This is a genomic window from Bifidobacterium hapali (assembly GCF_002259755.1).
Classification (GTDB): domain Bacteria; phylum Actinomycetota; class Actinomycetes; order Actinomycetales; family Bifidobacteriaceae; genus Bifidobacterium; species Bifidobacterium hapali.
In genome coordinates this window covers 36,192-56,780 of record NZ_MWWY01000036.1, presented here as the reverse complement: position 1 = coordinate 56,780, position 20,589 = coordinate 36,192, and the positions used below count along the sequence as shown (strand labels likewise).

General features: G+C 56.5%; 11 protein-coding genes and 2 pseudogenes. 9 read left to right on the top strand and 4 right to left on the bottom strand.

The window, feature by feature from the left end:
- Both BHAP_RS09205 and BHAP_RS09200 read right to left on the bottom strand, forming a co-directional pair.
- On the bottom strand, positions 1-892 hold an 892-nt coding region (locus BHAP_RS09205; RefSeq protein WP_094730411.1), incomplete at its 3' end, for an IS110 family transposase.
- An 892-nt stretch (positions 893-1,784) separates the two neighbouring features.
- On the bottom strand, positions 1,785-3,272 hold the full coding sequence (locus BHAP_RS09200) for a C1 family peptidase (protein WP_094730404.1): 1,488 nt from the start codon (positions 3,270-3,272) through the stop codon (positions 1,785-1,787).
- Between the two features lie 295 nt (positions 3,273-3,567).
- On the opposite strand from BHAP_RS09200, the gene BHAP_RS09195 reads away from it, so the two are divergent.
- The 9 genes and pseudogenes from BHAP_RS09195 to BHAP_RS09155 all read left to right on the top strand — a co-directional run bounded on the left by BHAP_RS09195 (position 3,568) and on the right by BHAP_RS09155 (position 18,642).
- Entirely contained in the window at positions 3,568-4,551 is a 984-nt protein-coding gene (locus tag BHAP_RS09195; RefSeq protein ID WP_169713200.1) for an ABC transporter permease, read from the top strand.
- A gap of 36 nt (positions 4,552-4,587) precedes the next feature.
- Complete coding sequence (locus BHAP_RS09190; RefSeq protein ID WP_094730403.1) at positions 4,588-5,595, top strand: ABC transporter permease; 1,008 nt, start codon at positions 4,588-4,590, stop codon at positions 5,593-5,595.
- A gap of 28 nt (positions 5,596-5,623) precedes the next feature.
- Positions 5,624-7,783, top strand: a complete 2,160-nt coding sequence (locus BHAP_RS09185) for a dipeptide ABC transporter ATP-binding protein (RefSeq protein ID WP_169713199.1) — start codon at positions 5,624-5,626, stop codon at positions 7,781-7,783.
- Between the two features lie 364 nt (positions 7,784-8,147).
- Positions 8,148-9,893: an ABC transporter family substrate-binding protein gene (locus tag BHAP_RS09180; protein ID WP_094730402.1), complete on the top strand. Its 1,746-nt coding sequence runs from the start codon at positions 8,148-8,150 to the stop codon at positions 9,891-9,893.
- 1,032 nt (positions 9,894-10,925) lie between these two features.
- Positions 10,926-11,903 carry an aldo/keto reductase family protein gene (locus BHAP_RS09175; RefSeq protein ID WP_094730401.1) on the top strand — a complete coding sequence of 326 codons (978 nt, stop codon included), beginning with the start codon at positions 10,926-10,928 and terminating at the stop codon, positions 11,901-11,903.
- 557 nt (positions 11,904-12,460) lie between these two features.
- Positions 12,461-13,507, top strand: a pseudogene (locus BHAP_RS12170) (ABC transporter transmembrane domain-containing protein); the annotation flags it as partial.
- A 21-nt stretch (positions 13,508-13,528) separates the two neighbouring features.
- Positions 13,529-14,308, top strand: a pseudogene (locus tag BHAP_RS12165) (ABC transporter ATP-binding protein); the annotation flags it as partial.
- 86 nt (positions 14,309-14,394) lie between these two features.
- Complete coding sequence (locus tag BHAP_RS09160) at positions 14,395-16,209, top strand: ABC transporter ATP-binding protein (protein WP_094730399.1); 1,815 nt, start codon at positions 14,395-14,397, stop codon at positions 16,207-16,209.
- Positions 16,210-16,416: 207 nt separating this feature from the next.
- On the top strand, positions 16,417-18,642 hold the full coding sequence (locus BHAP_RS09155) for an alpha-galactosidase (protein ID WP_244569379.1): 2,226 nt from the start codon (positions 16,417-16,419) through the stop codon (positions 18,640-18,642).
- Positions 18,643-18,882: 240 nt separating this feature from the next.
- Here BHAP_RS09155 and BHAP_RS09150 read toward each other — a convergent pair whose 3' ends face one another.
- Together BHAP_RS09150 and BHAP_RS09145 are read right to left on the bottom strand one after the other, a co-directional pair.
- A complete protein-coding gene (locus BHAP_RS09150) occupies positions 18,883-19,902 on the bottom strand; it encodes a LacI family DNA-binding transcriptional regulator (protein ID WP_094730397.1) in 1,020 nt (339 codons plus the stop codon).
- 82 nt (positions 19,903-19,984) lie between these two features.
- Positions 19,985-20,548: a LacI family DNA-binding transcriptional regulator gene (locus tag BHAP_RS09145; protein ID WP_244569378.1), complete on the bottom strand. Its 564-nt coding sequence runs from the start codon at positions 20,546-20,548 to the stop codon at positions 19,985-19,987.
- Positions 20,549-20,589 lie beyond the last annotated feature (41 nt).

Below are 20,589 nucleotides of genomic sequence, written 5' to 3'. Positions count from 1 at the left end.
TCGAGATGTTCCCGCCGATTGCGAGGAGGATGTTGCTTGCGGTCCTGGCGCCTATCCCGGGCATCGACGTCAGGACCGTGAGAAGAGGGTGATCGTTGAGGAGCTCCTCGACCTGCGAGGCGAGGTTGCGGCGCCGGTCCTTGATCTGTTTGATGTCGCGGGCGATCGAGGGGATGATGGTCTCGGCCATGTCGGTGCCGGGTACGGTAACGGTCTGTTCACCGATGGCCTTGAACATGTCGTCGATGATGCGTTCGGCACGTATCCCCTTGTCCTTGGCCCATCGTCTGACCTGTTCGATGCCAGCCTCGCGCATGCCCATGGGGCCTCCGTAGCGTTCGAGCAGGGCGAGGGTCGCGTCGCGGGTGACGCGTTCGCCCTTCAGGACGCGTTCGAATGCGGGGTGGGTCTGCAGGAGCAGGCTGCGTAGCCGGTTGATGTGGCGGGTGGATTCGTGGGCGAGGTCCTCGTCGTGGCCCGCGAGGATCTTCAGGGCGGCGAGGGTCTCGTCGTCCGGTCCTGCGTCCCTGAGGCTTTCGGGGATTTTGAGCGCGGCCCATGCGATCACGTACGCGTCCCTCCGGTCGGTCTTCGCGGTTCCGGGCAGCAATTGCGCGGTCCTGCGCATCGCGGTGCCGGGCAGGTAGGCGACCTGTACGCCCATGCTCCGGGCCACGGTCAGCGGCAGGGAGCCGATGGTGTTGGGCTGGTCGACGACCAGCAGCACGCGCCCGCGTCTGGAGAGCTTCTCCAGCATCGTGCGGATGGCCTTCTCGTCCTGTTTGAGTGGCTTGTCGTACAGGGTGTTGCCGTCGTGGTCGAGGGCGTGCGCGTGGTGCGCGCTCTTGCCCACGTCCAGTCCGACCCACACGTCGATGTCGTCCGGAGTCATCGTCATCCCTCCCGTCATGAAGGTTTCCGGCCGCCGTGGACCCTGCAAGAAGGTCCGGACGCCCGCGCCGCATCCACATTACGAAGAGACCTGCGCCATGCGTCCCGAAGCGTCCATACGGCCGGCCTGGTTCCTATCAGCGGTCTGCGAACGCCCCCGCTCCCGGCGACAACACCCCCCGGATCATCAATAACAGGGCAGGAAAGTCATACCGGAACCGGCGACCCGGCCCCGACCATTCGGGACCTACCAAACATAGTAATGGGTATCTGGTTGGTGCTCATACGAAGTGTATGTGGTTCAACGTGACGAAAACGGCAACATCACTGAAGTGCGTCAGTTCACCGAGGATGATACCGAAAGCGGCACCGATATCGCCCGCGAGACACGCGCATAACGAGTCCTTACTTGCAGGACGAGCTGGCTGCGAAGCTGACTGAGGGGTAGTTACACGGGTTGAACGTTCCAGTGGTGTGACTACGCCTCAGCCCGCTTCGCGGCCAGCTCCCCTGACAAGGGGAGCCGCGAACTCTTTAAATGAATTTCTGACGCAGGGTGCTGGACATAGCTATGTCAACTCGTGTCAATTCCTGCCACACAACGCAAAAATTGCCGTTTTTTGCGTTGTGTGGCACGGCAGTGTTGGAAGCCACAGCAGGCCCATTTTCAAGAATGGCGGATTTCCGCGGTTTTGCTGAATCGAGCATTGCCACGTAACAGCGTTTTACCGCTATAACGAGCTTGTGTGGCACGCCGTCTTGCCACACAACGCAAAAATCGTTAAAAATCGGTTGTGTGGCAAGAATGTGGCAAGAATGTGGCTCTGTTAAACCAACTTTGGCATATGTTTGTGAACTACCCCTCAGTCAGCTTTGCCGCAGCCGCCAGCGAATCACGCGCAGCGCTTGGTGAGTGGCTGCCACGGCTCGAGTTCAACCGGTTCAGCGGTGAGTAGAGTGCGCGTAGCGTCGTCGAGGTATTCCTTGCGAATAATGAGCTCGGTGACGAAGCGGTCGAACCACGCGTCGGACATCACGTAGTAGCCATCCACGCCGTTATCCTTGCCCCAGCTGTTCTCAACCTTCCAACGGTTCGGCTTGCCGTCTGCATCGAGATTCACGCCGGTGAACGTCATCGCGTGGTTGCTTGGGCTGTCGCCATATTCGAGCCCATCGGCCTTGTCGAGCGGGAAATCAGTACCGAACAGACGGTCAACACGCACGACGGACTGGTCGAAGAAACCACCCTTGCGCAGCGCGAATTGCGTGCAATCGCAAGCGAACCAAATCGGGTGACCGGCGGTAAGTTGATCCACGGCAGCCTTCTTGAACACGTCAAGCGGCACGTTGACGAACTCCATGTCGCCAGCTTCAGCCACGTTCGCGCTGTACTTGATACGATAGCGCTTGCCGAACGGCGTAGCGGCCATCGGGGAGTTGCAGAGCGTTGCGAAGTCGTTGACGTCGACTGGCACGTACTTCTTATAGAACTCGAGCGGCGTGATGCCGGTTTCGCGAATGACTGGACGATCGTCGATCCCGGAGTGCTTCTTATCGTCAGCCTTGTCGCCGCTGCACTTGCAGGACTTTTCAGCATCGGACTCAGCCGCATCCTTACCGCACTTGCATCCGGCGTCCTTCCCCGCACCCTTCTCCTTCTCGTCCGCGTCATCCTTCGTCCGCACAAACCAATCGAACGTTGCCGGCGGCTCGCCAAGCGAAATCGCGCAGATGCGGTACACAACCGACATATACTCGTCCTTCACCGCGCGCAGCTCGTCCGCCGAAGCGCCATCTGCAGCATGACGACGACGCAGCTCAGCCGCAAACGCGTGCAGCTTCGAGTTGAGATACTGCTTGAAATCCTCAGAATCGCGCGAGTTAGCAGACTCAGGGTACGCGCTCTTGGGCATAAGACCGTACTTGTTCACGAGAGCTGCGAACATCTGCCACCAGCCGCCATCGTCAGACGGCCCCCAGTTGATAGCCTCGAACACGCGGCTGTCGGTCGGCTCATCGAGCGTGGCGAGCACGTTTTCGAGATATGTGTTGGACTTTTCCATCGCATCCCAGAAGAACAGGTAGGTTTCGGAAAACTCGAAATCCTCAAGATTCCAACGATGCATAAGTTCGTAACGCAGCGTGTTGAGTGAAGCGAACATCCAGCAACGTCCGGAGTGCTCCTGATTGGTGATCGTGCCCTGCTTGAGTTCGATGGAGAAGTCGCGCGGCAGTTCGCGTGCACCGCGATAGTCGGTGGCGGCTTTGAGCACACCGGTGGATACGGCTGCGTCGGCGGCGATGAGGTTGGCGCGGTCGGCGTTGAAGTCGGCGGCGTACTTAGTCAGTAGCTCAGGTTTGATGGCTACGTTATTTGCCATGATGCTTCCTTTATATATGGCGATTATATAGAGCGATATATGGTGGGACAGTCAGCCGGTCATGAATGGTCATGCGTGAGATGAACCCTTGTCGCATTGTAGAACGCTTGTTCTCCACGATTATGAAATACAAAATTAACAAACGGGTCTAATACCGTTCAATTGCCCTTGTAGCAACGATTTGGCAATACATCTGAATCAAAGATACGTCAATACCCCATCTCATATAGTGGATTCTATTTTGCCTAGTCATCTCGCTGGGTTAATCCTTAATAAGTTTTATTGGAGGTGAAGGGTGCTCAAATACATCGTCAAGCGCATCGTGAATTATGTCGTCATGCTGTTCGTGGCAGTGTCGATGACGTATTTCCTCGCCAGTGCATTCATGGACCCGCGTTCAAACTACATGGATCGTCATCCGCATCCACCGGTTGAGTCGATCAATCATTCGCTGGATCTGGCTAACATCAACGATCAGACGCCGGTGATTCTTCGTTATTTCCGCTGGCTGAAGGGCATCTTCACCCGCTGGGATTGGGGTCTGGCTCCTGATCAGTCGCCGGTCGGCCCGGCTATCGCTTCGCGTATTTGGTCGTCGGTCGAACTGGTTACGCTCGCCACGATTATCGGCATTGTCGCTGGCGTGAGCATCGGCGTGTACACAGCCATCCGCCAGTACAAGTGGCAGGATCGCACGCTCAACATGCTCGCGACCTTCTTCCTCGTCATCCCGGCTGCCGTGCTCGGCTTGTTCGTAGTGATTATTGCTATCGCTATCAACAACGGCGTCGGCGTGCGTATCTTCTACGTCACTGGATTGTCGTCATATCAAGGCTCGAATCCGCTCATGTGGCTGCTTGACTTCCTGCAGCACATCATTTTGCCGACGATCGTCATGGCCATCCCGGGCACTGTCAGCTACCACCTCACGCAGCGCACCTACCTGCTCGACACGATGAACGCCGACTACGTGCGCACGGCTCGCGCTAAAGGCTTGACGCTCAACAAGGCCATCCGCAAGCACGCACTGCGCACCTCCCTCATCCCCACCACTGTGAACGTCGCATTCTCGATCACCGGCGTGTTCACCGGCGCGGTCATCACGGAAACGGTGTTCGCTGTCAACGGCCTCGGTCGTTACTTCGTTACGGCTATCAACACGAACGATATCAACGGTTCAGTCTGCATCGCCGCGTTCGGTGGCGTGTGCACGCTGACCGGCGCATTGCTTGCCGATATCCTCGCGGCATGGCTTGATCCGCGCATCCGCCTGAGCTGACGCACCAAGGCGCACCAAGGAAGGAAGCATTCGATTATGGCAAACGATAATCTCAATCAATCCGAAACTGCGGAAGCTCATCTCGATCTCGATCCGAAAGATGAGGCTGTTGCCGATTCTGTGCTGGCGCAGGAGAGCGAAGCGATCTCTGATTCCAATAAGGAAGAGGGCGAGTTCAAGCGCACAGGTCGCATGACGCTGTACGTGCGTCGTTTTATGCGTCGCCCGTCTGCCGTGTTTGGTCTTGTGCTGTTGCTGGTGCTCATCTTCTTCGCACTGTTCGGCTCGAAGCTGGGCAAGTATCGTTACGACGATATCGATTTCGCAGCACTGGCATCTGCGCCGAACGCTGATCACTGGCTGGGTACCACTTCTGGCGGTTCTGATATGTATGCGATGATCGTGCATGGCCTTGGTCGTTCACTGATTATCGGTATTGTCAGCTCGATCGGTACGACGATTCTCGCTGCGATTATCGGTACGTCGATCGCGTTCTTCCAAGGCTGGTTTGAGCGCGTGGGCATGTGGCTTCTCGATATGCTGCTCGTGGTGCCGTCCTTCCTGCTCATCGCTATGATGGTGCGTTCGTCGTCTGGTATGAGCGGCTGGATCTGGCTGATCTTCGGTCTCGTGGTGTTCGGTTGGATTGGTTATGCCCGTGTGTTGCGAACGTTGACGTTGAGTTTGCGAGAGCTTGATTATGTGCGCGCGGCTAAGTTCATGGGCGTCGGTTCGTTCACGATTATTCTGCGCCACCTTGTGCCGAACCTTGGCTCAGTACTGATTATTAACACGGTGCTCGGCGTGGTTGGTGCCGTTGGTTCTGAAACATCGCTGAGCTTCCTTGGCCTTGGTATTAAGGCTCCTGATACTTCGCTCGGTACGCTACTGAACGATGGTCAGTCGGTGATTTTGACTGCTCCGTGGGTGCTGATTTTCCCGTCGATCGTGCTGATCATGCTGACGTTCTCTGTGCAGCTGATCGGTGACGGTCTGCGCGATGCTATCGATCCGTACTCTCGTTCCGCTGGTAAAGCCCAGTGATGACGGCCGCACAGAAGGTAGACAAGTAATGAATATGTTCCGTAAAACCAAACCTGCCGAGTCGGCCCAGTCGTCACGGCAAACTCAGACCGCAACGTCCACGTACGATCCGAGCGACCCGAACGCGCCCGTACTCGAAGTCAAGGATTTGCGCGTCAGCTTCGCGTCTGAAGCTGGTACGGTTCGCGCTGTGCGTGGTATGAACTTCCAGCTGCACCGCGGCGAGACGCTCGGTATCATCGGCGAGTCCGGTTCTGGTAAGTCGGTCACGTCCATGTCGATCATGGGCTTGCTGGATTCGAACGCTAAGGTCGAAGGTTCCATCACATATCACGGCGAGGAGCTGCTGACCAAGTCCGACGCTGAAATGAGTAAGATTCGCGGCAACGGTATCGCGATGGTCTTCCAGGACCCGCTGTCCGCGCTGACTCCAGTGTTCAGCATCGGCGAGCAAATGGCCGAGGCTCTGACCATCCACAATCCGCAGATGAGTGCGGAGGATGTGCGCAAGCGTTCGATCGAACTGTTGACGATGGTCGGTATTCCGAACGCAGAGGAGCGACTTAAGTCTTACCCGCACGAGTTCTCCGGCGGTATGCGTCAGCGCGTGGTTATCGCTATGGCTATTGCCAATAATCCTGACGTGATTATCGCCGATGAGCCGACCACCGCACTCGACGTGACGATTCAGGCGCAGGTGCTCGACGTACTGCGTAAGGCACAGAAAGAAACCGGCGCTGCGTTGATCTTTATCACGCACGATCTGGGCGTGATCGCTGGTATTGCTGACGAGATCATCATCATGTACGCCGGCCGCCCGGTCGAAAAGGGCTCGGTTGACGATATCTTCTACCGTCCGGTCATGCCGTACACGATGGGCCTGCTCGGTGCGGTTCCGCGTCCGGACAAGACCAAGTCCAACCGACTGGTGCCGATTCCAGGCTCGCCGGTCAATCTCGTGAGTCTGCCGAAGGGCTGCCCGTTCGCGCCGCGTTGCCCGATGGCTGAAGATCGTTGCCGTACCGCAGAACCGGACCTGCTGCCGGTCGCTGGCCGCGACGGTCAGGTTGCGGCCTGCTACCGTTCCAAGGAGATCGTCGATCGCAAGCTCACGTTCCTCGACGTGTACAAGGTCGGTCAGGGCGTGCACTCGAAATTCGAGGGCGTGCCGCGCGAGCAGCGTGGCGTCGTGCTTGACGTCAAGGATCTGAAGAAGACGTTCCCGTTGACGTCGGGCGGTTTCCTGCGCCGCAAGATCGGCGTAGTTAAGGCTGTTGATGATGTCACGTTGGACGTGCGCGAAGGCGAGACAGTCGCACTGGTAGGCGAGTCCGGTTCGGGTAAGTCTACGACGTTGCTTGAGATCATGGACTTGAAGAAGCCTGAAGGCGGTTCGATCACGTTGTTTGGTCAGAACGTGGGCGAGAAGATGAGCCGTAAGGTGCGCGCTGAACTGCATAGTCACGTTCAGTACGTCTTCCAGGACCCGATGAGCTCGCTGGACCCGCGTCTTCCGGTGTACGATATTCTCGCCGAGCCGCTCAAGGTGCTGCACAAGTCCAAGAGCGAGATCAATACGCGCATCGATGAGCTGATGAAGCTCGTCGAGTTGAACCCTGATCAAGTGGATCGCTTCCCAACGCAGTTCTCCGGCGGTCAGCGCCAGCGTATCGCTATCGCGCGTGCGCTCGCAGTCAACCCGCAGTTGGTGCTGCTGGACGAGCCGGTGTCGGCACTGGATGTGTCGATTCAGGCTGGTGTGATCAACTTGCTGGAGGATTTGCAGAACAAGCTGGGCGTTGCCTACCTGTTCGTGGCGCATAATCTGTCGGTGATTCGCCATATTTCCAGCCGTGTGGCCGTGATGTATCTCGGTCATATTGTGGAACTTGGACCGACTGATGATATCTTCGATCATCCGCTGCATCCGTACACGGAGGCGCTGCTTAGTGCTATGCCGGTGCCGGACCCGCAGTACGAACGTACGCACAATCGTATTGTGCTGCAAGGCGAACTGCCTAGCCCAACCGAAAAGATCGAAGGTTGCCCGTTCGCATCTCGTTGCCCGCTGCGTTTGACATTGAGCGAAGAGCAGCGTCGCATGTGCGATACGCAACCGCCGAAGCTGCACGAGTGGGCTGGAGTGGATGATCGTCAGGTAGCGTGTCATTTCGTGGCTACTGCCTGAATCAAACCAACCGTAATAGCGTGCCCCGTTTAAGGAATCTCCAACGTGAATCACGTCACATTGTGTGGTTTTCCGCGAAGTGGACATGTGGTATCACGAAAGACCTAGACGGGGTAGGAATAAACACAAGACTTGGCGATGTCTATTTCTGTGGGACGCGATTGCTTATGCGTTGCATGTGCGATTTGTGGTAACACAGGAAGGATAGAGTCGGGGCCAGTTTGTGTCTGGTTCATCGATCAGCCAGATGCACAGGTCGTGTGAGTCATAACGGCACGCACGACACAACCCGGGCGGATGTGTCGCCTATGGTCGAAAAAGCCGGGAGCAGTACGTGACCGGCGAAGTAATGAGAGGAAACACAATGGATAACACGATGAAGAAGCGGCTGCTTGCTGCTGGTGCTGTCGTGTCGGCGCTTGCTATGTTGCTGTCTGGCTGCGGTGCAAGCAACTCCGACAATGGTAACGGTGGTTCCAACACCGCCTCGACCGCAGAAGAGCCGGCTGAGGGCATCGATATCGCCAACTGGAAGGGCACGCTGCCTACTCCGGACCCGACCAAGGTCTACAACAACCCGCAAGATCGCGACAACATCAAGGATGGCGGCACTCTGACGCTGGGCAACACCTACACCGCCAACTGGAACAGCTTCAACACCGACGGCAACACGCTGTACATGAACACCTACTGGGCAATGTACATGCCGTCTCTGTGGGATTACACCGCTGACGGTCAGGTTTCCCCGAACAAGGATTACCTGACCGACGTCAAGGTCACCAGCTCTGATCCGCTGGTCGTGACCTACGACATCAACCCGAAGGCCAAGTGGAACGACGGTACCGACATCACGTGGAAGGACTTCGAAACCACGTGGAAGACCAACAACGGTTCCGATCAGAACTACACGCCGGCTTCTACCGACGGCTACGATAAGATCGCTTCCGTCAAGGCTGGCACCAGCGACAAGCAGGCTGTGGTCACGTTCTCTGAGCCGTACTACCCGTATCAGGCACTGTTCAGCTCCCTGCTGAACCACAACTCCGAGGATGCAAAGACCTACACTTCTGGCTGGATTGACAACCCGCACAACGAGTGGGCTGCCGGCCCGTTCAAGGTTGAGTCCACCGACAAGGACAGCACCGTGTTTGTGCCGAACGAAAAGTGGTGGGGCGACAAGCCGAAGCTGGAGAAGGTCACCTTCAAGTACATGGAAGACACTGCTGAGATCAACGCCTTCAAGAACGGCGAGATCGACGCTGTGGGCGCCGGTTCCAAGGACAACCTCGAGGCTGTGCGTACCGTCAAGGATACTCAGCTTCGTCTGGGATACTCGCTGGCTACCTACGTGTTTACCTACAACGCTAAGGCTGGCGATCTGAAGGATATCGCCGTGCGTAAGGCTATCAGCCAAGCGTTTGATTCCTCTACTTGGAACAAGGTCGCTTATCCGGGCATGGACTGGAATCCGGAGCGCCCGGGATCTGAGGTCTTCCTGCAGTTCCAGAAGGGTTACAAGAACAACCTGCCGGCTGATATTCAGAAGTACGACGTGAGCGCAGCTCAGAAGACGCTTGAGTCCGCTGGCTACACCAAGGATGACGACGGCTACTACGGCAAGGATGGCAAGGCCATCGAGATCTCCTACGTCTACTACGGCGACTCCGCTACCACCAAGGCCAAGGCTCTTGCATATCAGGCTATGATGAAGAAGGCTGGCATCAAGGTGAAGGTTGATAACCGTCCTACCTCGCAGTGGTCTGACGATATGGCCAAGCACAACTATGAGGTCATGGCTATGGGCTGGTCTGCATCCAACCCGTTCGGCCAGACTTCTATCTACCAGCTCTATGGTTCCGACTCGCCGTCCAACTACGCGCAGGTCGGTTCTGATGACGTCGATAAGCTCGCCAAGGTTCCGGGCACCATCGAAGACAATGACAAGGCTGTTGAGGCTGGTAACAAGGCTGAGGCCGCAGCGTTCGAGCTGTACGGCACCATCCCGACCGATACTCCGCCGAGCTACGTCGCAGTCAAGAAGGGCCTCGCCAACTACGGTCCTGCTGGCTTCCAGACCAAGCACTGGGAGAACATCGGCTGGCAGAAGTGAGCTAACCTTGTCGGCTCCCTCTGACAGGGGGAGCTGGCTCGCGGTAGCGAGACTGAGGGGAGCGCGCGGGATGAACCTGTGTTGACAGTGTATTTACTGCTGGCATCTCCCTACATAATTGAACTTCCCGCCATGCCGGCCCGTTTAGGGAACATTCGGGCTGGCTAGTGGCGGGATGCGATTGCGTTCGTGCGTGTCTTATCTCTCCTTATTCCGCGCGCGCCCGCGATCCGCGTATAACCTCCCGTTCGGTGCTTTTCGCACCGCGGGAGGTTTTTTATTGTACCGTGCGACCATGCGCCTCCGCTGTCCGTGTGCTTCAGTTGTTCGTGCGTGGCAGAAAACGCTCGCTGAGAGTGCCCTCAGCGAGCGTTTTCTGCCATTCGTATTGGTGTGGTGTGTGGTTGCGTGTTTGTGTGGCTGGTGCGTGGCGGTTTTTGCTCGCTTACGGTGTCCTCAGTGAGCGTTTTCCGCCACGCGCTTTGATGATGCGTGGTGGTTTGGTCACGCGATGGAATTGACTCGTTACAATTCATCGCGTGACTATGCAAGCGTGACATTCTGGCGGACATTGTCTTATTTCCGCCGGAATGTCACAAAAGTAGGGGCTCAGATGTGATATTCCGGCGGAAAGAATGTGATCTTCCGCCGGAAAATCACAATATGCACCTTATTTCTGTGATATTCCGGCGGAGAACCGCTTACCCTCCGCCGGAAAATCACGCAAACAGGCAGTTTTCTGTGATATTGCGGCGGAATATACTGCCTTTCCGCCGGAATGTCACAGAAACCTCTTCATTCCTGTGTCTTAGGGTTCAGCTGTGTTCAGTAGTGCTCCACAATAGCGTTTGTACTGGCTGATATCGGAAAAAAGCCCAAAAACAGATCTAGCCCCACCCATCCAAACATCGGCGTTTCGTGGGTTGCGTTCAAGTGGGGTTGAACCTCTAGTGTTGTTAGCGTAAACATCGACACAGTACCGTGCACAAGACATATACATTCATATACATTCATATACATTAAGGAGTAACAATGAAGTACCGTAGCGTGGGCAAGGCCGGCATCAAGGTCAGTGAGATCGCCCTTGGTAGCTGGATGACCCGTCTCGAAGACACTGCAGCCGTCGACAACGCAATGGCCATCGCCGACGACGCGTTCGACGCTGGCATCAACTTCTACGACTGCGCCGACGCATACTCAGGCGGCGACGCAGAGCGCTTCCTCGGTCGGTTTATCGCCAAGCATGATCGCGAAGACCTCGTCATCTCCAGCAAGGTCTTCTTCGGTACCGGCAAGAGCGTCAATGGCCGCGGCCTGAGCCGTAAGCACATCTTCAACAACTGCGAGCGCAGCTTGAAGAACCTCGGCACCGACTACATCGACCTGTACTACTGCCACCGTTTCGATACGACCACCCCGCTCGAAGAAACGCTGCAGGCGCTGAGCGACCTCGTCGATCAGGGCAAGATCCTGTACTACGGCGTGTCCGAGGAGTGGAGCGCCGCGCGTCTCGAACGCGCCGAGCGCATCATCTCCGAGCGTGGTCTGCATCCGCTGACCGTCGTTCAGCCGCAGTACAACATGGTTGATCGTTATATCGAGCATGAGATCATCGAAACCTGCGAACGTTACGGCATCGGTATCACCCCGTTCTCTCCGCTTGCGCAGGGATTGCTGACGGGCAAGTATCGTAAGGGTCAGCCGCTGCCGGCTGGTTCGCGCGCGACGTGGCAGTCCGATCATCAGATCAATGATCTGCTCACCGACGAGAATCTCGACAAGGTTGAGCAGCTGAGCAAGATCGCTGATGAGCTGGGCGTGAAGATGTCGGTGCTTGCTTTGGCTTGGATTCTGCGTCTGCCGGTGATCAGCTCGGTGATCGTCGGCGCGAGCAAGCCGAGTCAGCTTGAGTCGAACGTGGCCGCGTCCGGTCTGGAATTGCCGGCCGACGCGCTCCAGCAGATCGACGCGATTCTCGGTTTCAAGCGCTTCGAGCGTCACGTAGGCTGATTGCGTGTCAACAATCGGGCACCTACAAACAGCTCTGCTGTTTGCTTAATGGTGCTGTCCTGGCAAGGGGAGCCGATAAAGGAATCGCTCGTGGCAGAAAATGCTCACTGACGAGTGTCTCAGTGAGCATTTTCTGCCACGCACATATAAGGCTCGAGCATATGACTACGCTCGCATACATCAGTGCGCATACATCAGTGCGTACGCGCCTGTACGCATACACCCGTGCGCATACGAGCGCAACACCGATCATTTCGCGACGAGCCGAAACAACACTCGCCGCACGCCCGACGAACACCCGTAAACCCGCATAAAACCGCCAAAACCCAAAGGCGACACGCCAAATCACCCAGCTTGAAACCTGCCACGGTTCGACTACGCTTATATACCGTTTGCGAATCCGAACAGAGGTTTCGGCCGGCGAAGAGAGCGCCGGTAGCGGGACGCTCGAAACACGACGGACGTGAATCGTGGCGGCAGCGAATGTCGCGCATGGCGAGGAGAACGCCATGCCATACCACAAGCAAACAAGACAAGAATGCGGGGGATTTCCTCACATGTACGTCGATCCGACGAAGAATCAAGACAAGGGCAATCTTAGGTGGATTATGCCCTATTGCAAGCCTGACCTGCCTCGCGTAGCTGGCTCAATCGTGCTGTTCTGCGTGAACAACACGATGGCGTTGACCATTCCGTTGATCACCGGTATGCTGGTCGATCAAGTCATCACGCAAGGCCACACCGAGCGGCTCATCCATTTCTGCATGCTGATGATCATACTGACCATCATCCGCGTAACCTCACGATACGGCTACCAAATGTGGATGGAACGTTTCGGCCAGAACTCTATCTACCGACTCGTATCTGACGAATACGAGAAGCTGCACGAGCTTGACTTTACTTACTTTAATCACACGCGCACCGGCGATATTATGAGCCGCTTGACGTCTGATACGGACGCCATCCGTCACGCATTGAGCTGGGTGAGCTATCAGGTTGCGGACTGTGTGGTCATGTTTATCGGCGCGCTGGTCGTCATGTTTTCGATTGACTGGCGACTCGCGCTCGCACTGTCTTGCGTGACGCCGTTCATCTTCCTGCTTACGCGCGGCCTGTCTACGCACGCGCATCCGCTGTTTTTCGCGATTCGTAACTCGCTCGCGTCGCTCAACTCGATGGTCGAAGAGAATATCGAAGGCAACCGCGTGGTCAAGGCGTTCGTGCGCGAGCCGTACGAGACGGAAAAGTTCGACGAGCGCAACGATGATTACATGCAGCGCAACATGGCGCTCGCGTACAACTCGCGTCGCTACATGCCGTGGCTGGATGGTTTCGGCTTCAGCTTGCAGTTGATCACGCTCGGCCTCGGTGGTTTCCTCGTGATCAAGGGCTACATGACGCTCGGTAATCTCGTGAGTTTCAACTCATTCCTGTGGATGATCGACGGCCCGGTGCGTCAGTCTGGCTGGTTGATTAACGATTGGCAGCGGTTCAACGCGAGTTGTATTAAGATTCGCAAGCTCCTGACTGCACAGTCTCGTATCGTTGAAAAGCCGGACGCGAAGGAGTCCGTCGAGCAAGCGGTGACGATCGCTGAGCAGGTTGGCGGCTCGCACCCGATTGCGCCTGATCGTATCAGCGGCGAAATCCGTTTTGAACACGTCAGTTTCGCGTTCCCCGACGATCCGAAGACGCCAATCCTCAAAGATATCGACTTCTACATTCCAGCCGGTGCGAAGCTCGGCATCCTCGGCGAAACGGGCGCCGGCAAGTCCACGCTCGTCAGCCTGATCTCACGTTTCTACGATCCGACGGTCGGCCATGTGCTGATCGACGGCATCGACGCACGCGATTGGCCGTTGACCACGCTGCGCTCGCAAGTGTGTATCGTCGCGCAGGATACGTTCCTGTTCTCCGACACGATCGGCAGCAACATCGGTTTCGGTGCGGGCGACGACGCAGCTCACGATGAGCGTTACATTCAGCGCATGGCTCGCATCGCCGGCGCGGATAGCTTCATCCGTTCGATGCCAGACGGTTATAACACGGTCGTCGGCGAGCGCGGTGTCGGCTTGTCTGGTGGTCAAAAGCAGCGTCTGAGCTTGGCTCGCGCGCTTGCAGATGACCCGAGCATTCTGATTATGGATGACACGACGTCGGCTGTCGACATGGAAACTGAAGCTGAGATTCAGAAGCACTTGCGTGAGATGGACGGTAACAAGACGATTATCACGATCGCGCACCGTATTTCGTCGGTGAAGGATTCCGATCTGATTCTCGTCCTTGAGCACGGTCGTATTGTCGAACGCGGTACGCACGAGCAGCTTGTCGCACAGCACGGCCGTTACTGGGATATCTATCACAAGCAGCTCGGCCTGCAGTCCGGTGCCGCGCAAGGGTACTGATCCGCGCGAGTATTCGAGTAGTCGAGTAAATCGCGTAATAGTCCGTAACCGCAAGTTTTTGCAGGGAATAGGAAAACACATTTATCATGGCACAACGCAATACTTTCCGCGAGGATGAGGAACTCGAGGAGTCGATCAACCTCCACGACATCCTGCGCGTTGGCAAATATCTCCAACCGTACTTCGGCAAGGTGGCTCGCATTCTTGCCGTTGTTATTTCGATGAGCGGCATTATTGTCGTCGTCCCGTATCTGACCAAGATCATGATCGATCAGGCGATTCCGAACAAGGATCTCGGCCTGCTGGGTATGCTCGCAGCGCTGTTTTTTGCACTGATCATTATTTACGAGCTGTGCTTGCGTTACCGTACGGTGGCGATTACGCGAGTCGGTCAGATGATGCTCAAGGATATGCGTCGTGATATTTTCACGCATATTCAGACGCTGCCGTTCAGCTATTTTGATTCGCGCCCGCACGGCAAGATTTTGATTCGCGTGGTCAACTATGTGAACACGCTGTCGGATACGCTGTCGAGTGGTTTGATCAACGTGATTTCGGACGTGTTCACGTTTATTATCACGCTGATTGTCATGTTTGTGATCGACTGGCGACTGGCGCTGTGGAGTTTGATTTTGTTCCCGGTGCTGATGGTTTGGGTGTATGTGCTCAAGATTTTCCAGCGTCGCGCGTATCGCAAGCTGTCGAATAAGCAGAGCAACCTGAACGCGTATATTCACGAGTCGATCGCAGGCGTGAAGACTACGCAGACGTTCGCTCAGGAGAAGGCGCAGTTTGATACGTTCCAAGAGCAGCAGGGCGATGTGCGCGCCGCATGGATGAAGGCTGTGCACATTCAGTTCCTCATGTGGCCTGGCGTGGCGACGATTTCGATGATGACGATTGCGTTCATCTATTTTGTTGGCGTCACGCATTTTGGCGGTGTGAGCGTAACCACTGGTGTACTGATTGCGTTCGTTGGTTACGCGAACAACTTCTGGAACCCGGTGATTAACATCGCGAACTTCTACAACCAGCTCATCACCTGCTCGGCGTATCTTGAGCGTATTTTCGAGACGCTCGACGTGCACCCGGAGATCGAGAACAAGCCTAATGCTGCTGATCTGCCGCAGATTCGCGGCAAGGTTGACTTCAACGATGTTGTGTTCCGGTATGAGGAGGGCGGTCGCAATATTCTGAACCTCGTCGACTTCCATGTTGAGCCAGGCCAGACGATTGCGCTCGTTGGTCCAACTGGTGCCGGTAAGACGACGATCGTGAGCTTGCTGTCTCGTTTCTACGATGTGTCGGAAGGCTCGGTGACGATCGACGGCTACGATGTGCGTGATGTGACGCTTGAATCGTTGCGTCGTCAGATGGGCGTGATGTTGCAGGATACGTTCATCTTCTCCGGTAACGTGCGCGAGAACATTCGCTACGGACGATTGGACGCGACTGACGAGGAGATTGAGGCGGCGGCGAAGGCTGTGCATGCGCACGAGTTCATTATGGAACTGCCTGACGGATATGACACGGTGGTTGAGGAACGTGGTTCGACGTTGTCGGCTGGTCAGCGTCAGCTGATTGCGTTCGCTCGCGTACTGCTTGCTGATCCGCGTATTTTGATTCTCGACGAGGCTACCTCGAATATTGATACGCGTACGGAGGAGGCGCTGCAAGCTGGTTTGCAGCACTTGCTGAAAGGTCGTACGAGCTTCATTATTGCGCACCGCTTGTCGACGATCGAGAACGCGGATGAGATCTTCTACATCGATCACGGTCAGATCGTTGAGCACGGTTCGCACGCCGAGCTGCTCGCGAAGAAGGGTGCGTACTACCGACTCTACGAGTCGCAATACGCGATGATCCGCGTCGCCACCGGCGCCGACAAAGTCAGCCAATAAAACGCACGCGTAAGCGCGTCTTTAATTGCAGGACGAGCTGTCAGCGTAGCTGACTGAGGGGTAGTTCACACCCTTGGAACGCTCCAAGAGTGTGAACTACCCCTCAGTCAACTAACGCCGCCCCAAAGAGAAACCCTCGCTACCCATTCACCCCGCCTATCTGGCATAATCGAGCATGACATGTATTTTCATCAAGGGGGAGCGCCCATGTCCATCATCGTTAACGATAATCTCCAGCAGTTTCACCTGACCAACGGTACGGTCAGCATGGTCCTCAAAGTCGTCGATGGCAAACTTGTCAACCTGTACACCGGCGCAGCAGTGCCCGATAGCGACTTCAGCTATCTCATTGACGATCATTTCCGCGTCCAATCAGCCACGCCGAGCGACGAACATGAGGGACGCTTCGCTGAACATCAGCGTTTTGAATATCCCGAGTTTGGCCACGGTGATTATCGTCACCCGGCGATCGAAGTCGCACAGTCGAACGGCTCGCGCCTGACCGATCTCAAATTCACTGGCTACGCAGTACACGACGGAAAGTCACCATTGCCGGGAATGCCGTCTACGTTCGCCGCTGTCAACGCCGACGGTCGCACGATCAACGATGCGTCAGACGCTGCAACCACGCTCACCATTGATCTGACCGACGAACTGACCGGCCTGAGCGTCCGCCTGTTCTACACAATTTTCCGCGATGAACCGGTTATCGCCCGCAGTGCGCATATTCGCAATAACGGCAACCAGCCGCTCACCCTCACTCGCGCGGCTAGCTTTAATCTCGATCTGCCGGATGCAAACTGGGACATGATCGAATTCACTGGCGCGTGGGCGCGCGAACGCGAACCGCACCGCCAGCCGCTGCACCAAGGTATTCAGCAGATCGAGTCGTTGCGCGGCGCATCAGGCCCGTATTTCAGCCCGGCCGCCGTATTCGCACGGCCAGAAACCAACGAGGATGCTGGCGAAGCGTTCGGACTCACGTTCGTCTACTCCGGCAATTTCGATCTTCACGCCGAAGTTGATACGTATCAGTCCACTCGCCTGCAACTCGGCATCAACCCGTTCGGCTTCGCATGGCATCTTGAACCCGGCGAATCATTCCAGACCCCGGAGGCGCTGCTCGGCTTCTCCGCCAACGGCCTGAACGCGCTCAGCCAAACGTTCCACCGCATCGTGCTCGATCATCTGCAGCGTCCGACATGGGCGCGCCGTGAACGCCCGGTGCTGATCAACAACTGGGAAGCCACCTATTTTGACTTCACCGAAGATAAACTCCTCGAACTCGCGCGGCTCGCACAGCAAGCCGGCATCGAACTGTTCGTGCTCGACGATGGCTGGTTCGGCGCGCGCACCTCCGACAACGCTGGCCTCGGCGATTGGGTTGCTAACCCTGACCGCTTGCCGCAAGGAATCGCCGGTATCGCAAGCAAAATCAACGATCTCGGCATGAAGTTCGGCCTGTGGTTCGAGCCGGAAATGGTCAACAAAAACTCCGACCTGTATCGTGCACACCCCGACTGGGCGATCGCCACGCCCGGCCATATCCAGTCGGTGTACCGTCACCAGTACGTGCTCAATTTCGCCAATCGGGACGTGGTCGACAATATTTACGACCAAATGCACGCGATCCTTGCGAACGCGAACGTGGCGTACATCAAGTGGGATATGAACCGGTTCATCACTGAAGCGTTCGACGCTACGCGCGGCGCTGAACATCAGGGCGAGCTTATGCACCGCTACATTTTGGGCGTGTATGCGCTCTACGAGCGACTGTTTGCCTCGTTCCCCGACCTCATTATTGAGGGTTGCGCGTCCGGCGGTTCGCGTTTCGACTACGGTATTCTCGCGTATTCGCCGCAGATTTGGACGAGCGACGACACGGATGCGGTCGAACGCATGTCGATTCAGTATGGCACGAGTTTCTTCTTCCCGGTTGCCACGATGGGTGCGCATGTTTCGATTACGCCGAATCATCAGACTGGCCGCAGCGAGCCGCTTTCGACGCGCGCGAATGTCGCTATGTTTGGTACGTTCGGTTACGAGATGGATTTGACGTCGACATCGCAGGAGGATTTGGCCGAGATCGCTGATCAGGTTGCGTTCTTTAAGAGTCATGCTGAACTGTTGCACAACGGTGATCTGTACCGTTTGGTTGCGCCTTTCGATCATCGTCGCATGGCGTGGATGAGCGTGTCGGCTGATCGTGCGCACGCGATCGTCGGCGACTATGTGATTCTCGGCGTGCCGAATAAGCCGAAGTCGCGTCTGTATTTACGTGGTTTGGACACGGACGCTCGCTACCATGTGACCAGTACGGATGGCAAGTTTGACGCGGTACGTTCCGGCGGTGAGCTCATGCACGTCGGCATCGACGACACCGATCTCGGCCCCGATTTCGCCTCCCGCATCTACCTCGTCGATCGCGCATAGTCGGGTGCCCGTGGATGGCAGGCCCTTTTACGTGCGTGGCAGAAAACGCTCGCTTAGGCTACCGTCAGCGAGCGAAAACCGCCACTAGGATGTGTGCGTGGCAGAAAACGCTCGCTGAGACCACCGTCAGCGAGCGAAAACCGCCACTAGGATATGTGCGTGGCAGAAAACGCTCGCTGACGGTAGCCTAAGCGAGCGTTTTCTGCCACGCACACGGGGTGACGTGCGATCACTACGTCCTTATCGCGTGGACTCGCGCACCACGAGGCGCGTGGCAACGGTCATATCGCGCACCGGCGACTTATCACCCTCAATGCGCGCGATCAGCGCGTCCACGGTCTGCCGCGCGAAATCATCATAATCAATTGCGATAGTCGTCAGCGGCGGCGTATAAAACTTGCCCTCTAAAATCCCGTCAAATCCGATTACCGACACGTCTTCAGGAATCCGCACTCCGCAGTCAAGCAACCCACGCATCACGCCGATCGCTGACTCATCGTTCACACAGACCACGCCGTCAAACGTCACTCCAGAATGCCGCGCCACGTCAACGATTGCCGCATACGATGACTCGCGGTTCCATGACCGATGCGGCACGAAATGCGACGGCGTAGGCTCAATCCCATTGCGTAGTAACGCTCGCTGGAAGCCGGCCACGCGCTGCCAGCCAGAGTCGCGCGCGCATTTAATATCGTCATAATCGGCGTAATCAGAACAGTAAAACAGTAGCCGCTGGCATCCGCGCGACAGCAGGTACGAGGTCGCCGTAAACGCTCCCTGCTCACACGGTGCGCTCATCGTGTCATATCCAGTGTGATATTCGAGCGGACTAAGTAGCACGGCTGGCTTGCCGGCGAGTCTCGCGTGCACATCAGCGATGGGTAGTTTGGTTGGGCTGAAGATCACACCGTCACAGATCGCGCTCGAAATATATTGCAGTACGGATGATTCGTTTTCGGTGGCGGACTGTGTCTGCTGAACAAGAATCTGATATCCACGGCTGAATGCGTACTGTGAAACCGCGTCCGACAGGTGCATTGAGTATGGGTTATGCAGATCCTGTACGACGAGTGCGATGGCGTTCGACCGGCCGGAGCGCAAGGTTCGCGCAGACAAGTTAGCGCTGTAGTGGAGCTTTTCGGCGACTTTGAGTATTTTATCGCGCGTGGCTGCGGAAATACTGGGGTCGTTGCGTAGCGCGTACGATACAGTGGCTTGGGAGACGCCGGCTTCTGCGGCGATGTCGCGCATAGTAACCATTGCCGGTGCTCCTTTCGTGGCAAGTCAGTGCCGCTATATTGTACTGCACAGTGTATCGTCGCGTGTCGGCACGGAGCCACCCCTACCGCGTCGACTCGCGCACCACGAGTCGATAGTTGGCAATCAGTCGCTTAGGTTCGCGCTCGCCGGCCGGCAATTCGTCGTCGCTGTTCAGCTGCGCCAAAATCGTATCAATAGCTTGATGTGCGATGTCATCGAAGTTGAATGCGATTGTGCTTAAGGTCGGATTGCTGAACGCGCCCTCGTTGATCCCATCGAAGCCGATTACGGACACGTCGTCAGGGATACGCAAGCCGCGATCTTGGATGCCGCGCATCGCGCCGAGTGCAAGTGCATCGTTCGTGCATACGACGCCGTCGAACTGAACTCCTTGATCAATGAGGGCAATAATGTTGCGATATCCATCTTCTGTCGTCCAATCGCAGAGCGTGAATTGTTGCGCTGTGGGCTGGATACGGTTGCGCAGGAGTGCTTGCTCAAATCCAGCCATGCGCTGAATGCCGGTATTAGGGCTTAGCGAGGCTTCTTCGTAAGGAAGATAGTTTATTCCAAGGAAGAATAGTTTGCGGCATCCGCGCGAGATAAGGTAAGACGTTGCAGTAAATGTGCCTTCGAGACAGGACATGACAATAGAGTCAAGTTCCGGCGCGGTCTCAGAAGGGGACA

Coding starts and splice junctions, on each gene's coding strand:
- BHAP_RS09200 (WP_094730404.1), bottom strand. CDS start 3,272: ATGGCAAATAACGTAGCCATCAAACCTGAGCTACTGACTAAGTACGCC.
- BHAP_RS09190 (WP_094730403.1), top strand. CDS start 4,588: ATGGCAAACGATAATCTCAATCAATCCGAAACTGCGGAAGCTCATCTC.
- BHAP_RS09185 (WP_169713199.1), top strand. CDS start 5,624: ATGAATATGTTCCGTAAAACCAAACCTGCCGAGTCGGCCCAGTCGTCA.
- BHAP_RS09180 (WP_094730402.1), top strand. CDS start 8,148: ATGGATAACACGATGAAGAAGCGGCTGCTTGCTGCTGGTGCTGTCGTG.
- BHAP_RS09175 (WP_094730401.1), top strand. CDS start 10,926: ATGAAGTACCGTAGCGTGGGCAAGGCCGGCATCAAGGTCAGTGAGATC.
- BHAP_RS09160 (WP_094730399.1), top strand. CDS start 14,395: ATGGCACAACGCAATACTTTCCGCGAGGATGAGGAACTCGAGGAGTCG.
- BHAP_RS09155 (WP_244569379.1), top strand. CDS start 16,417: ATGTCCATCATCGTTAACGATAATCTCCAGCAGTTTCACCTGACCAAC.
- BHAP_RS09150 (WP_094730397.1), bottom strand. CDS start 19,902: ATGGTTACTATGCGCGACATCGCCGCAGAAGCCGGCGTCTCCCAAGCC.
- BHAP_RS09145 (WP_244569378.1), bottom strand. CDS start 20,548: ATGTCCTGTCTCGAAGGCACATTTACTGCAACGTCTTACCTTATCTCG.